Source organism: Rathayibacter sp. AY1B7, assembly GCF_002932735.1.
In the GTDB taxonomy this organism is placed as follows: domain Bacteria; phylum Actinomycetota; class Actinomycetes; order Actinomycetales; family Microbacteriaceae; genus Rathayibacter.
On sequence record NZ_PSWK01000048.1, the window covers coordinates 1 to 13310 of the forward strand.

Genomic DNA, 13310 nt, shown 5'->3' on the forward strand with positions numbered 1-13310 from the left:
CAGTTGAGGTTCTCGCCCTTGGGCTTGGGCTGCTGCATGTTGTAGTAGTCCTCGACGGGCTGCCAGAGCACCCACGCCTTGGACTCGAGCTCGCGCAGGAGGATGTCGACCGAGCGGCGGCCCGTGTCCCCGAAGAACTGGCGCACCGTCGTGAGAGGCGGCCAGAAGCTCGCCGACTCCTGCATGTCGTCGAAGCCCGCGACGCTCACCTCGCCGGGCACGGCGCGTCCGGCCTCGTGCAGGGCGCGCAGCACGCCGAGCGCCATCTGGTCGTTGGCGGCGAAGATCGCGGTGACCTCCGGATCGGCGGCGAGCCGCTTGCCGAGGCGGTAGCCGGAGTCGGTGGACCAGTCGCCGACCAGCACCTCCGGCACCGGGGCGCCGCGCTCGATCAGGGTCGACTCCCACGCCTCGTGGCGGCGCTCGGCGGAGTAGGAGCGGTCCGGGCCGGCGATGTGGTGCACGGTGCGGTGTCCGAGTCCGAGCAGGTGCTCGACGGCCTGGCGGGCGCCCGACATCTGGTCGGTGTCGACCACCGGGTACTTCTCGCCGCCGGCGGAGTCGACGACCACCACGGGCAGGTCCGGCGGGAGGACGATGTCGGCCTCGTCGAGCAGGTGCGCCTCGACGATGATGATGACGCCGTCGACCGCCTCCTCGCTCAGCCGGTGGAACGCGACCGACACCTCGCCCTGGGTGGGGTGGGAGACGGGGATGAGGGTGATCGAGTAGCCCGCGTCGGCGGCCGCGATCGCGATGGCGTCGAGGGTGCGCATGTTGCCGAACGAGGACAGCGTGAACATGATCACGCCGATGCTGTGGAAGCGGCCCGTCCGCAGGGCCCGCGCCGCGCTGTTGGGCCGGTAGCCGAGGGCCCGCATCGCCTCGAGGACCCGCTCGCGCGTCTCGCCGTCGACGTTCTGCTTGCCGTTCGACACCCGCGAGACCGTCTGGCCCGAGACGTTCGCGCGCCGGGCCACGTCGGCCATCGAGACGCCGCGTCGCGGCCGGGTGGACGGGGACGGGCGGTCGGTCTCGAGTGACATGGGCTTCCCTTTATAGCGCGCCGCCCGTCAGCCGTGGTGCATCGTGCGCCGAACCGTGACGCAGGAACAGTCGCGGGTGGCGACGTGGACATGCTACGGTGACGCTCTGCCATGTTGACGTGAACATGACGGGCCCGCACTACTCCCCGAACGGAATCCCATGACGACGACGTCTCCCCCCGTCCCGCTGAGCGAGGTCGCCCCTCCGGCGTCCCCCCTCGCGGCCCCGAAGTCGCGGGCGAAGAGCGAGTGGAAGGGCCTGGCGTTCGTCGCCCCCTTCCTCGTCGTCTTCCTCCTGGTCTTCATCGCCCCGGTCGTCTACTCGATCTACCTCAGCCTCTTCCGCGAGCAGCTGGTGGGCGGCAACTCCTTCGTCGGCTTCGCGAACTACACCGCGATCTTCACCGACCCGAACTTCTGGGAGGGCTTCGGCCGCGTCCTGCTGTTCCTCGTCGTGCAGGTCCCCGTGATGCTCGTGCTGGCCCTCGTCGCGGCGCTCGCGATCGACAGCGGCCGCCTCCACGGCACCGGCTTCTTCCGCATCGTGGTCTTCCTCCCCTACGCCGTCCCCGCGGTCGTCGCGGTGCTGATGTGGGGCTTCATCTACGGCGACAACTTCGGCCTGGCCGCGAACGTCAACGACCTGCTCGGCTCCGACGTCGTCCAGCCCTTCTCGCGCGATTGGATCCTCGCCTCGATCGGCAACATCGTCACGTGGGAGTTCGTGGGCTACAACATGCTCATCTTCTACTCCGCGCTGAAGACGATCCCCGGCGAGCTCTACGAGGCGGCCGAGATCGACGGCGCCGGCCCGATGCGCGTCATCCGCTCGATCAAGCTTCCCGCCCTGCGCGGCGCGATCGTCATCGCCACGATCTTCTCGATCATCGGCAGCTTCCAGCTGTTCAACGAGCCGAACATCCTCCGGACGCTGGCGCCGAACATCATCACCACCTACTTCACCCCGAACATGTACGCCTACAACCTGTCCTTCGCCGGTCAGCAGTACAACGCGTCGGCCACGGTCGCCATCGTCATGGGCGTGATCACCGCGGTGATCGCCTACGTCGTGCAGCTCCGCGGCGCGCGGAAGGAGAACTGATGGCCCTCGCGACCGCTCCCCGGACGCCCGCCCGCGCCCCGAAGCGCCCGGCCGCCCGCCGCGGCTCCTCGGTGCAGCCCAAGAAGTCGATCGCCTTCACCCTGCTGATGTCGGTCTTCATCCTCTACAGCCTCGTGCCGCTGGCCTGGCTGGTCATCAACGCGACGAAGACGCAGGCCGGCCTGCTCTCGAGCTTCGGCCTCTGGTTCGACGGCGACTTCGTCTTCTTCCAGAACATCGCCGACACCCTCAGCTACCGCGACGGGATCTTCCTCCGCTGGCTCGGCAACACCCTGCTCTACGTCGTCGTCGGCGCCGGAGGAGCGACGCTCCTGGCCACGCTCGCCGGCTACGGCCTCGCGAAGTTCCGCTTCACGGGTCGCAAGGCGGTCTTCGCCGTGGTGCTCGGAGCGATCGCGGTCCCCGGCACGGCCCTCGCCGTCCCGACGTTCCTCATGTTCAGCCAGCTCGGCCTGACCAACACCCCGTGGGCGATCATCATCCCCTCGCTGATCAGCCCGTTCGGCCTGTACCTGGTGTGGGTCTACGCGGTGGAGTCGGTGCCCACCGAGCTGCTCGAAGCGGCGCGGATGGACGGGGCGGGCGAGTTCCGCACCTTCTTCACCATCTCCATCCGCCTCCTCGCCCCCGGCATCGTGACCGTGCTGCTGTTCTCGGTCGTCGCGACCTGGAACAACTACTTCCTCCCGCTGATCATGCTGAGCGACCCCACCTGGTACCCGCTCACCGTCGGCCTCAACCAGTGGAACGCGCAGGCCACCGGCGTCAGCGCGCAGCCGATCTACAACCTCGTGATCACGGGCTCGCTCCTCACGATCATCCCCATCGTCGTCGCCTTCCTCGGACTCCAGCGCTTCTGGCAGTCCGGTCTGAGCGCCGGCAGCGTCAAGGGCTGAGCCCTCCCCCTACCCATCCCCCGGCCGGAGCGTCCTGCCCCGTCCACAGCACCCGCAGCACGAAGAAGTGAAGGGAAACACCACCATGAAGATCGCCCGTTCCGCCCTCAGGCGGACCCTGACGGTCGCGGCCGTCGCGGCCCTGGCCGCCGGCTCCCTCGCGGCCTGCTCGTCCACCTCCGGTGGCGGCACGACCACGAGCGCCGGCTCCGCCGCCGACCTCGACTCCGCCCTCGAGGCCGGTGGCAAGATCACGTACTGGAGCTGGACCCCCAGCGCCGAGGCGCAGGTCGCCGCGTTCGAGAAGGCCTACCCGAAGGTCGACGTCGAGCTCGTCAACGCCGGCACCAACAAGGACGAGTACACCAAGCTCGAGAACGCGATCAAGGCCGGCTCGGGCGCCCCCGACGTCGTCCAGATCGAGTACTACGCCATGCCGCAGTTCGCGCTGTCGGACTCGCTCCTCGACCTGTCGCAGTACGGCATGGGCGACCTCGAGGACAAGTACTCCGCCTCCACCTGGGGCAGCGTCAACATCGACGGCAAGCTCGTCGGCCTCCCGCAGGACTCGGGCCCCATGGCGCTGTTCTACAACAAGACCGTCTTCGACCAGTACGGCATCGCCGTCCCCGCCACCTGGGACGAGTACGTGGCCGCGGCCGAGAAGCTCCACACCGCCGACCCGTCGAAGTACATCACCGCCGACACCGGCGACGCCGGCTTCGCGACCAGCATGATCTGGCAGGCGGGCGGCGAGCCGTTCACCACCGACGGCACGGACGTGAAGATCGACCTCGCCGACGAGGGCACCGCCAAGTGGACCGGCGTCTGGAACCAGCTCGTCGAGAAGAAGCTGCTCTCGGACACCCCCGCCTGGGGCGACGAGTGGTACAAGGGCCTCGCCGACGGCTCCATCGCCTCGCTGGTGACCGGCGCCTGGATGCCCGGCGTGCTGGAGTCCAGCGTCCCCGACGCCTCCGGCGACTGGGCCGTCGCGCCGATCCCGACCTACGACGGCACCGCCGTCAGCGCCGAGAACGGCGGTGGCGGCCAGTCCGTCACCAAGCAGAGCGAGAACCCGGCGCTGGCCGCCGCGTTCCTGCGCTGGCTGAACAGCGACCAGGCCTCGGTCGACGTCTTCCTGCAGAGCGGCGGATTCCCGTCGACCACGGCCGACCTCGACAGCTCGGACTTCACCGGTCAGGAGTCGGAGTACTTCGGCGGCCAGAAGATCAACGAGGTGCTGACCCAGGCCTCGAAGGACGTCCGCTCCGGCTGGTCGTACCTGCCCTACCAGGTCTACGCGAACAGCGTCTTCGGCGACACCGTCGGCCAGGCGTACGCCAACGGCACCAGCCTCGACCAGGGCCTCGCCGACTGGCAGAGCAAGCTCGTCCAGTACGGCAACGCGCAGGGCTTCACCGTCTCGGAGTAGCACCACTGCTCGACGCGGGGCCGGCCGGATCGCTCCGGTCGGCCCCGCGTCGTTCTCACGCTCGGACACACCGGGCACCGATCCTGAGGGGGATCCAGATGACCACCGCTCCCGAGAGCCGCTTCGCCATCGGCACCGTCGACTTCGAGCTCGACGGCCGCCCGCACCGCATCCTGTCGGGGGCGCTGCACTACTTCCGCATCCACCCGGACCTCTGGGCCGACCGGATCCGCAAGGCCCGCCTGATGGGCCTGAACACCATCGAGACCTACGTCGCCTGGAACGCGCATGAGCCGCGCCGCGGCGAGTGGCGCGAGGACGCCGGGCTCGACCTGGGCCGCTTCCTCGACCTGATCGCCGCCGAGGGCATGCACGCGATCGTGCGCCCCGGCCCCTACATCTGCGCGGAGTGGGACAACGGCGCCCTCCCGGCCTGGCTCTTCCGCGACCCCGAGGTGGGCGTGCGCCGCTCGGAGCCGAACTACCTCGCCGCGGTCAGCGACTACCTGCGCCGCGTGTACTCGATCGTGGCCCCGCGCCAGATCGACGCCGGCGGGCCCGTGGTCCTCGTGCAGATCGAGAACGAGTACGGCGCGTACGGCTCCGACAAGGAATACCTCGCCGAGCTCGTGCGGGTGACCCGCGACTCCGGCATCACGGTGCCGCTGACCACCATCGACCAGCCCACTCCGCAGATGCTCGCCGACGGCAGCCTGCCGGGCCTGCACCTCACCGGCTCGTTCGGCTCGCGGACCACGGAGCGCCTCGCGACGCTGCGCGAGTTCCAGCCCACCGGGCCGCTGATGTGCATGGAGTTCTGGTGCGGCTGGTTCGACGACTGGGGCACCCAGCACCACACGACGGACGCCGACGCCTCCGCGCAGGAGCTCGACACCCTGCTCGCGGCCGGCGGCTCGGTCAACATCTACATGTTCCACGGCGGCACCAACTTCGGCCTGACCAGCGGCGCGAACGACAAGGGCCGCTACGCCGCGATCACGACGAGCTACGACTACGACGCCCCGCTCGACGAGGGCGGCGACCCGACCGCGAAGTTCTGGGCGTTCCGCGACGTCATCGCGCGCTACGCGCCGGTGCCGGAGGAGGTGCCCGCGGTGCGCCCGCCGGCCCCCGCCCTGACCGCTCCGCTCGTCCCCGGCCCGGCGCTGCTCGGCCTCGGCCAGGCGTTCGGACCGGCCGCGCACCTCGACGCGATGGCCAGCTTCGACGACCTCGGCCACGACGACGGCTTCGTGCTCTTCACGACGACGCTCGACGGCTCCTCCGCTCCGGCCCGCCTCGTGGTGGGCGAGGAGGTGCGCGACCGCGCCTGGGTGCTGCTGGACGGCGTGCCGGTGGGCGTGCTGGCGCGCGACCACCACGAGCGGGCGCTGACTCTGCCGAGCGGACGCGGCGAGCTCGCGATCCTGGTCGAGAACCAGGGCCGGGTGAACTACGGCACGCGCATCGGCGAGCACAAGGGCCTGATCGGAGGCGTGACGCTCGACGGCGCCCCGCTGACCGGCTGGGCGGCGCGTGCCCTCGCGCTGGAGTGCCTCCCCGACCTGGCCGTCGCAGCGCCGGCGTTCTCGGCCGGGCCGCAGCTCGCCTCCGGCTCGTTCGACCTCGACGAGCAGGCCGACCTGTACGTGGACACGCTGCACTGGGGCAAGGGCCTGGTCTGGGTGAACGGCTTCCTCCTCGGGCGCTACTGGCGTCGCGGACCGCAGCGGACGCTGATCGTCCCCTCGCCGGTCACCCGCGCCGGCCGCAACCGCGTCGTTGTGCTGGAGCTGGAGGGCATCGCCGAGCCGGAGATCCGCCTGCTCGCGGGAGCCGAGCTCGGGCACACCGAGATCTGAGCTGCGGAGCGGAGGCGGCGGGAGCGGCCGTCGGAGGCGTGGGTTCGGGTTTCCGGGCTTCGTCGTGCGGGTGGGGCCGGGCCGACTCCGATCTGCACGCGCTGCCGGACCGCCTCCGGTCTGCGGGTGCCACCGGGCCGCCTCCGTCCTGCAGGCTGCGCCGGGCCGCCTCCGGGACGCGAGGCTCTGCTAGCCTCAGGCGCCCCGGTGCGGCGCCGGCGGGCGAAGGGGGAGACATGATGTCCAGGACACTGCTGCGCACGACTCTGATCGGAGGCGCGCTGCTGCTCGCCCTCTCGGGCTGCGCGGGGACCGCGACGAGCGGATCGACCCTCCGCCCGTTCACTCCGACGCTCCCCTCGTCGTCGGCCGCCCCGTCCGCCACCGCGACGGCCGCCGCCCCTGCCGCCGACACCGCTCAGAAGACCGGCGAGCAGGTGGCCGCCGTGCTGACCGGCGTGCAGTTCGTGCCCGGCGAGTACGCGAGCATCCAGGAGATGCTCGACTCGATCTACCCCGGCCTCACCGCGACCGACGCGAGCTGCCTCTCGCCGTTCGGTCTGGGCTGGGACACGGCGCAGCCCGCCGCCGGACTCTCGTACGGCACCAGCGCCGACCGCTCCATGACCGCCGTCGTGTCGAGCACCGGCACCGCCGACGCGGCCGCCTCGCTCCTCGCGAGCGCCACCGACGCGACCACGCGCTGCGCCTCCGGCTCGACGCTCTTCGCGATGCAGGGCGTGCCGGTCGAGACGACCGTCGAGCGCACCGAGCAGACGCTGACCGGCGCCGACGAGACGCTCGGCTGGAAGGTGTCCGGAGCCGTGGGCGGCAAGCCGTTCTCGCTCGTGGGCATCACCGCGCGCGTCGGCGGCGACGCGGTCGCGCTCGTGGGCTGGGACCCGACCACGAACACCTCGTACGTCCCGCGCGCGACGCAGCTCGTCGTCGACGGACTGTAGGGCGCTGGGCGCTGGGCGCTCTGAGCTCTGGCTCTGAGCTCTGAGTCCTGCGCTCGACCGTCCTCCCCTCCGCGAGAGTCCAGGAGTCGTCGCACTCGACGCCGACTGCGACAACTCTTGAACAGTGGGCGCGGGTCGAGCGCCGCGACTCTGAGCTCCGAGCTCTCAGCGCTGCATTTCGACGCCCTCTCCTTCGCGACTGTCCAGGAGTTGTCGCACTCGACGCCGACTGCGACAACTCTTGAACAGTGGGCGGACGATCGGGCCGAGCGCCTGAGCTCAGAGCGCTGGTCGCTGCGCGTTGGGCTTCGGGCTTCGGGCTTCGGGCTTCGGGCTTCGGGCTTCGGGCTTCGGGCTTCGACGCTCGCTCCTCCGCGAGAGTCCAGGAGTTGTCGCACTCGACGCCGAGTGCGACAACTTCTGAACAGTGGGCGGAGGATCGGGGCGGAGAGGGCACCGGGCACCGGGCACCGGGCACCTCCCCGGGCTCCGGTCACCCCGCACCCGGCGCGGGAGCGCGGCTCAGGCCAGCCAGGAGAGGGTGCCGCCGTGGGCGGCCGCGCTCGCGAGCGGGACGCCGTCGGCGGCGAGCAGGAACGGGGTCGGCTCGGGAGCCGTGCGGTCTCCGCGCGCGGCGACGAGGTGCGGGAGCAGCGCCTCCGCCTCGAGCGTCACCAGGCTCGCGCCGCGATCGGCGACCGTCGCCAGGACGCTCTCGCGCGCGGCCCACGGAAGATAGACCAGGGTCCCGAGCGAGACGACGACCGTCCGCAGACCCGGCGGCACCGCGTCGAGCAGGGCGGGCAGCTCGGCGGCCGCATCACCCGCGACGATCGTGGGCGGGTCGTCCTGCAGAGTCTCCACGGCCGAGTGGAGCCGCGCGGTCCGCTCCGGGCGGTCGGGCGGGAGCAGCGCCTCCAACCAGGCGACGTCCTCGGGCGAGCGGACGTCGAGCGGCGCCAGGTCGAGCCCCCGGCGCCACGCGACGACCGGCAGCCGTGCCGGCGCCGCGCCTCCGCTCACCGCGCACCGCAGCAGAGGCGCGCCCGACCCGAGCCGCGTCTCGCCGTCGCTCGCCGTGAAGGCGTAGGAGTACCGCTCCGGCGCCAGGCAGAGCCCCGCGGAGGCGCCGATCTCGACGAGCGCCACCGGCTCACCGGGTTCCGTGATCCGCTCCAGCGCTGCGACCAGGGGCGCGCACCGCAGCGCCTCGTTGGTCTGCGTCCTCCGCTCGGCGGCGATCGGTGCCACCCGCGCCCATTCGCTCCGGAGCCACGCGGCGAATCCGGCGCCGTCGACGTCGGGCACGCCGAGCAGCCGCGCGACCGAGAAGAGCAGGGACGGCTGCCGGTGCTGCGCGGGCAGCTCGTCGATCAGGGCGAGGAGGCGCGCATCCTCCGTGACGGCGAGCGCCCACTCGACCTGCCGCTCGGAGGTCTGCGCGAGCTCGACGGCGGCGCGGCGGAAGCGGTCGGCGGAGGAGGGCATGCCTCCATCCTGAGGGAGCGGCGCAACGGTTCCTGCAGGCGGGCGGAGGACCTGCGCGGCGGGCGACAGCCCTGCTCAGCGGATGTCGGTGGTCGCCGGTAGAACGGACTCATGTCCGACACCGCTCCGAACCCCGCGTCCGCGCCGGTCCGCGAGCGGCGCCTGCTCGACATCCGGCGGATCTACGCCGAGCCGGCCGCGCTCGAGCTGCCCCGCGGGCAGGAGGTCGTGGCGCGCTGGCCGGGCGCCGAGATCGTGCCCGTCGAGTCGCACTGGCTGATCCCGGAGGTGCACGGCGACGAGGCGAACGTCGCGCGCTGGGTGCGCATCAAGACGGAGGCGCTCGTGCTCGGGGTGAAGAAGTCGCTCGTCACGCGCCCGAACGGCCGCTCGGCCGACTTCATCGCCCCCTCCACCGCCAACGGCTGCGCCATGGCGTGCGTCTACTGCTACGTGCCGCGGAGGAAGGGCTACAGCAACCCGATCACGCTCTTCACGAACATCGAGCAGATCCAGCGCCACCTGGCCCAGCACATCGCCAAGCAGGGCCCCAAGGCCGAGGCGAACCAGTGCGACCCGGAGGCCTGGGTCTACGACATCGGCGAGAACAGCGACTGCTCCGTCGACGCGCTGCTGAGCGAGAACGTCCGCGACCTCTGCGAGCTGTTCCGGATGTCGCCCACCGCCAAGGCGTCCTTCGCGACCAAGTACGTCAACCGCGAGCTCCTCGAGTGGGACCCGCTCGGGCGCACGCGCATCCGGTTCTCGCTGATGCCCGCCGAGACGGCGAAGGTCACCGACATCCGCACCTCGCCGATGGCCGAGCGGATCGCGGCGATCAACGACTTCGTCGACGCCGGCTACGAGGTGCACGTCAACTTCTCGCCCGTGATCCTCACCGAGACCTGGCAGCAGGACTGGACCGAGCTCTTCGACCAGCTCGACGCCGCCCTCCACCCGCGGGCGAAGGCGCAGCTCGCGGCCGAGGTGATCCTCCTCACCCACAACGAGGGCCTGCACGAGGTGAACCTCGGCTGGCACCCGAAGGCGGAGTCGCTGCTCTGGCAGCCGGGACGCCAGGAGCAGAAGGTCTCCGAGAACGGCGCCGTCAACATCCGCTACCGACGCGACCTCAAGCGCGCGGCCCTCGACCGCTTCCGCGCCCTCCTCGCCGAGCGCCTCCCCTACTGCCGCGTCCGCTACGCCTTCTGAGCGTCGGCACCCCCGCCGGAGCGGTGGCGCGACGACTCGCGCAGGAGCGCACCCTCCCGCTCCCGCATACGCCGAGACACCGCCGCGGAGACGGCGTCTCGACGGAGCCGCACGCCCTCTCGAGTGAGCGCACCATCACGCCTCCTCCCGCTCCACCCGCCCCGCCGAGACATCGCCGTCTCGCCGGGACACCGCCGCCGAGGCGGCGTCTCGCGCACGAGCGCGGCGTCTCGACGCAGCCGCACCGCCCACTCGAGGCACCCCGCAACTGAGCCTCGGAGTCGCCCGGCTGGGAGTCCGCCCGGCGGCCGGCGCCACTGCTTCGCATTCCGGATAGCGGCACGTGCCCTCCGAACGAGGGGCGTACTTTCGGAGAACAGCCGGAGGGACGGCCCGACCGCCCGACTCCACGGGCCTGCAGAGCAGGCGTCAGCGGGGATCGACGGCTCGGCGCGACGGCATCCGGGCTCGACATCCCGGAGCACGGCACCCCCGGATCGACACTCCGGACACTCGACTCGGCGGCACAGCACACCCCGGGTCCTGCTCCCCACGAACACCCCCACCATCTCGCACTCCCCCTCCCGGCGGCACTCGCCGGGGCACCTCACCGTCGCGGCCGGCACCCGCGACACAGCACAGAACGGCGGCACGCACCATGGGCGCTCTCCTCTACGGCACTCCCCCCACCTCGCACGAGATCGACGACCGCGCACTCGCGCACCTGCAGATCGTCATGATCAACAAGTTCCGCCGCGACGAGGCGTTCGCCTTCCAGCTCGACGCCTCGAGCGCGCACGGCACCGGACGCCAGACACTGTGGCTGCACCCGACCATCCCCCTCCAGTTCTCGTTCCACGGAAGCCGCATGCCGGCGATCAACGCCACCTGGGTGCGCGCACTGATGGAGGAGGCCAACAGCGGCCGGGGCCTGCGGATCGTCACCGAGCCGGCGCAGCAGCCCGAGTCCTCCGGGCTCACGCACGCTGCCTGAGCGCGCCGTGTCCAGGCGCGACGACGACGAGCCTATGGAGGTCACCGACTTCGTCGAGCTCGCCCGTCCAGTGCACGACGACGCAGGCTTCGAGTGCTCCTCCACTGTCGACGGTGTGACGGGCGCGCTCTGCGTGCTGCCCGACTCCCTGGTGCTGCGGAGCGCCGGCACCGGAGACTCGACCCGCGTCGGCACCCGCGACATCCGCTCCTGGCGGGCCACTCCGGCCGGCGCCACCTTCTCGCTCGCCGTGGAAGCCGGAGCGCGGCACACCGTGGTGCTGCTCACGCAGTTCCAGGCGGCGACCGTCCAGGCCATGACCCGCGCCGCCGGACCCGCGACTGGTTTATCCGCTTAACGAATTCCCCGTTCGGGGCACGCGGTGAGGAGCGCTCCTCGTGCGACCCTGATCGGGATGAACGAGAAGGACGAGGTCATGCGCTCCGACATCGGCGGGCGTGACATCGAGCAGGCGCGGGCCCTCTTCGAGCAGTCGTACAACGGGCACCGCTTCGTCGTCGAGCCCGGCGAGGACTTCTCGTACCGCTACACCTCCGTCGGCGACGGCGACGTGACGCTCCGCGGCAGCCAGTTCGCCGGCTCCGTGCAGGGCTCGATCCAGACCGAGGGCGAGTACGTCGTCTCGTGGCTGACCGCCGGCGCGGGCGTCACCGATCTCGACGGCGACGCGGTGACCCTCGGATTCGGGCAGCCGGCGATCTTCGTCAACGACCGTCCCAGCCGGTTCGAGTTCCACGACTACCGCCAGAACCTCATCCACTTCGACGGCGCGTACCTCGAGGGCATCGCGGAGGAGGTCGAGGGCACCCGCGGCCCCCTCCTCTTCGACACCACCGCACGACCCGAGGGCGCGGCGCTGCGGCGCTGGTCGGCGACCGTCGCGACGGTCGCCCGGGTGATCTACGACGCCGACAGCTCGCCGCTGCTGCGCCGCGAGGCCGACCGCGCGGTCGCCGTCGCCCTGCTCGAGACCTTCCCGCACTCGACGCTGGACACTCCCGGCGACCTCGGAGTACCCCGCTCGGGGCGCCTCCGCCAGGCGATCGAGTACATGTACGAGCACGCCCACGAGCCGCTCCGGACCGAGCAGATCGCCGACGCGGCGGGCATGGGCCTGCGGACGCTGCAGACCGAGTTCCGGCGCGAGTTCGGCTTCACCGCGGTCGACTACCTGCGGCGGATCCGGCTGGACGGCGTGCAGAAGGAGCTGCGGGCGGGCGAGCCCGGAGTCGTCAGCGTCAGCGAGGTCGCACGGCGCTGGGGCTTCGCGCACCTCGGCCGGTTCTCGGCCTCGTACGCCCACCGCTTCGGCGAGCGCCCCAGCACCACGCTCGACACCTGAGGCGTCAGAGGTAGTCGGTCCCGCCGTCGTCCTCGCTGTCGTCGCCCTCGCCGCGCGGCTGCACGGTCGGCCGCGCGGGCTGGAGCCGTCGGGTCTTCTCGCGCATCGACTCCACCGCCTCCGGGTCGTCGAGGTCGACGCCGCGGTCGAGCGCCGGGCTGGTGAAGAGCTGGCTGGCCGGCCCGACCAGGAGACGGGTCTCGCCGCGCATCCCCTCGTCCGAGAGCGACGGCACCACGACCAGGTCCGACTTCCCCACGTTCGCCAGCGCCTGCGCGTACTCGACGACCGCCGAGCACACCTCGTCGCCCAGCAGCACGAATCCGCTCGCGTAGTACAGCTTCTGCATCTCGCCCTCCCCTGGATCCCGGACCGCCCCTCCGGTCGGCCCGTCCCCGACGCTAGGACGGCGCCGACCGGGTGCCCCACCCCTTGACGGGGGTGGGGCGGAGGGGTCAGAGTCCGCGCGGAGGGACCAGAGTCCGCGCGGAGGGGTCAGAGTCCGCGCGGAGCGGGCAGTCGCAGCGCGGTCGCGAGCGCCTCGACGACGCGGGTCGCGCGCACGTCGCCGACCCCCTCCATCCGGTTGGTGAGGAACGCGAAGCCGACTCCCGCGTCCGGGTCGGCGAAGGCGACCTGTCCGCCCGCGCCGTCGTGCCCGAAGCCGCTCGGCGTGAGGCGGCCTACCAGGCGGTCGCGGAGGCGGGGCTCTCGATCCCGGGCGATGTCGCCGTGGTGTCGTTCGACGACGACGAGCTGGCCGCCTACCTCCGCCCCGGGCTGACGACCGTGGCGCTGCCGCACGAGGAGATGGGCCGCCGGGCGGTCGAGCTGCTGCTGAGCGGCGCTCCGGGAGAGCGGGTGCTGGTGCCGATGCCGCTGGTGGAGCGGGCGTCGACGCGGCGGGTCTGACGGGCGGGGCCTGGGGC

Annotated in this window: 13 protein-coding genes; 10 read left to right on the top strand and 3 right to left on the bottom strand. The window is 71.7% G+C overall.

Annotated elements, in window-relative coordinates; genetic code table 11:
• Positions 1–1046, bottom strand: a 1046-nt coding sequence (locus C5C95_RS16410) for a LacI family DNA-binding transcriptional regulator (RefSeq protein WP_146087112.1), incomplete at its 3' end; no start/stop codon positions are given.
• A 160-nt stretch (positions 1047–1206) separates the two neighbouring features.
• Between C5C95_RS16410 and C5C95_RS16415 the strand changes: the two genes are divergently transcribed.
• From C5C95_RS16415 to C5C95_RS16435, 5 genes are all read left to right on the top strand, one after another.
• On the top strand, positions 1207–2148 hold the full coding sequence (locus tag C5C95_RS16415; RefSeq protein WP_104226355.1) for a carbohydrate ABC transporter permease: 942 nt from the start codon (positions 1207–1209) through the stop codon (positions 2146–2148).
• 107 nt (positions 2149–2255) lie between these two features.
• On the top strand, positions 2256–3065 hold the full coding sequence (locus C5C95_RS16420) for a carbohydrate ABC transporter permease (protein WP_258062773.1): 810 nt from the start codon (positions 2256–2258) through the stop codon (positions 3063–3065).
• A gap of 85 nt (positions 3066–3150) precedes the next feature.
• Positions 3151–4500, top strand: coding sequence for a sugar ABC transporter substrate-binding protein (locus C5C95_RS16425; RefSeq protein ID WP_104223423.1), 1350 nt, complete (start codon positions 3151–3153; stop codon positions 4498–4500).
• Positions 4501–4598: 98 nt separating this feature from the next.
• Complete coding sequence (locus tag C5C95_RS16430; protein WP_104282952.1) at positions 4599–6362, top strand: beta-galactosidase family protein; 1764 nt, start codon at positions 4599–4601, stop codon at positions 6360–6362.
• Positions 6363–6598: 236 nt separating this feature from the next.
• The gene (locus C5C95_RS16435; RefSeq protein WP_104324866.1) at positions 6599–7324 is read left to right on the top strand and encodes a hypothetical protein; all 726 of its coding nucleotides are present in this window, start codon (positions 6599–6601) and stop codon (positions 7322–7324) included.
• Positions 7325–7846: 522 nt separating this feature from the next.
• Here the strand turns inward: C5C95_RS16435 and C5C95_RS16440 are convergent.
• Positions 7847–8812: a DUF2332 family protein gene (locus C5C95_RS16440; RefSeq protein ID WP_104324867.1), complete on the bottom strand. Its 966-nt coding sequence runs from the start codon at positions 8810–8812 to the stop codon at positions 7847–7849.
• A gap of 111 nt (positions 8813–8923) precedes the next feature.
• On the opposite strand from C5C95_RS16440, the gene C5C95_RS16445 reads away from it, so the two are divergent.
• From C5C95_RS16445 to C5C95_RS16460, 4 genes are all read left to right on the top strand, one after another.
• Positions 8924–10024 (top strand): spore photoproduct lyase family protein, encoded by a 1101-nt coding sequence (locus C5C95_RS16445; protein ID WP_104324868.1) that lies wholly within the window; start codon positions 8924–8926, stop codon positions 10022–10024.
• Between the two features lie 658 nt (positions 10025–10682).
• A complete protein-coding gene (locus tag C5C95_RS16450) occupies positions 10683–11018 on the top strand; it encodes an ATP-dependent DNA ligase (RefSeq protein WP_104223411.1) in 336 nt (111 codons plus the stop codon).
• Between the two features lie 7 nt (positions 11019–11025).
• The gene (locus C5C95_RS16455) at positions 11026–11376 is read left to right on the top strand and encodes a hypothetical protein (RefSeq protein ID WP_146087113.1); all 351 of its coding nucleotides are present in this window, start codon (positions 11026–11028) and stop codon (positions 11374–11376) included.
• A 57-nt stretch (positions 11377–11433) separates the two neighbouring features.
• Positions 11434–12381: an AraC family transcriptional regulator gene (locus tag C5C95_RS16460; protein WP_104324870.1), complete on the top strand. Its 948-nt coding sequence runs from the start codon at positions 11434–11436 to the stop codon at positions 12379–12381.
• A 4-nt stretch (positions 12382–12385) separates the two neighbouring features.
• Here the strand turns inward: C5C95_RS16460 and C5C95_RS16465 are convergent, their stop codons facing one another.
• Positions 12386–12730 carry a hypothetical protein gene (locus C5C95_RS16465; protein WP_104258084.1) on the bottom strand — a complete coding sequence of 115 codons (345 nt, stop codon included), beginning with the start codon at positions 12728–12730 and terminating at the stop codon, positions 12386–12388.
• Positions 12731–12822: 92 nt separating this feature from the next.
• Between C5C95_RS16465 and C5C95_RS16470 the strand changes: the two genes are divergently transcribed.
• The gene (locus tag C5C95_RS16470) at positions 12823–13293 is read left to right on the top strand and encodes a substrate-binding domain-containing protein (RefSeq protein WP_258072689.1); all 471 of its coding nucleotides are present in this window, start codon (positions 12823–12825) and stop codon (positions 13291–13293) included.
• The last annotated feature ends 17 nt before the right edge of the window (positions 13294–13310 follow it).

Coding starts and splice junctions, on each gene's coding strand:
- C5C95_RS16415 (WP_104226355.1), top strand. CDS start 1,207: ATGACGACGACGTCTCCCCCCGTCCCGCTGAGCGAGGTCGCCCCTCCG.
- C5C95_RS16420 (WP_258062773.1), top strand. CDS start 2,256: ATGTCGGTCTTCATCCTCTACAGCCTCGTGCCGCTGGCCTGGCTGGTC.
- C5C95_RS16425 (WP_104223423.1), top strand. CDS start 3,151: ATGAAGATCGCCCGTTCCGCCCTCAGGCGGACCCTGACGGTCGCGGCC.
- C5C95_RS16430 (WP_104282952.1), top strand. CDS start 4,599: ATGACCACCGCTCCCGAGAGCCGCTTCGCCATCGGCACCGTCGACTTC.
- C5C95_RS16435 (WP_104324866.1), top strand. CDS start 6,599: ATGATGTCCAGGACACTGCTGCGCACGACTCTGATCGGAGGCGCGCTG.
- C5C95_RS16440 (WP_104324867.1), bottom strand. CDS start 8,812: ATGCCCTCCTCCGCCGACCGCTTCCGCCGCGCCGCCGTCGAGCTCGCG.
- C5C95_RS16445 (WP_104324868.1), top strand. CDS start 8,924: ATGTCCGACACCGCTCCGAACCCCGCGTCCGCGCCGGTCCGCGAGCGG.
- C5C95_RS16450 (WP_104223411.1), top strand. CDS start 10,683: ATGGGCGCTCTCCTCTACGGCACTCCCCCCACCTCGCACGAGATCGAC.
- C5C95_RS16460 (WP_104324870.1), top strand. CDS start 11,434: ATGAACGAGAAGGACGAGGTCATGCGCTCCGACATCGGCGGGCGTGAC.
- C5C95_RS16465 (WP_104258084.1), bottom strand. CDS start 12,730: ATGCAGAAGCTGTACTACGCGAGCGGATTCGTGCTGCTGGGCGACGAG.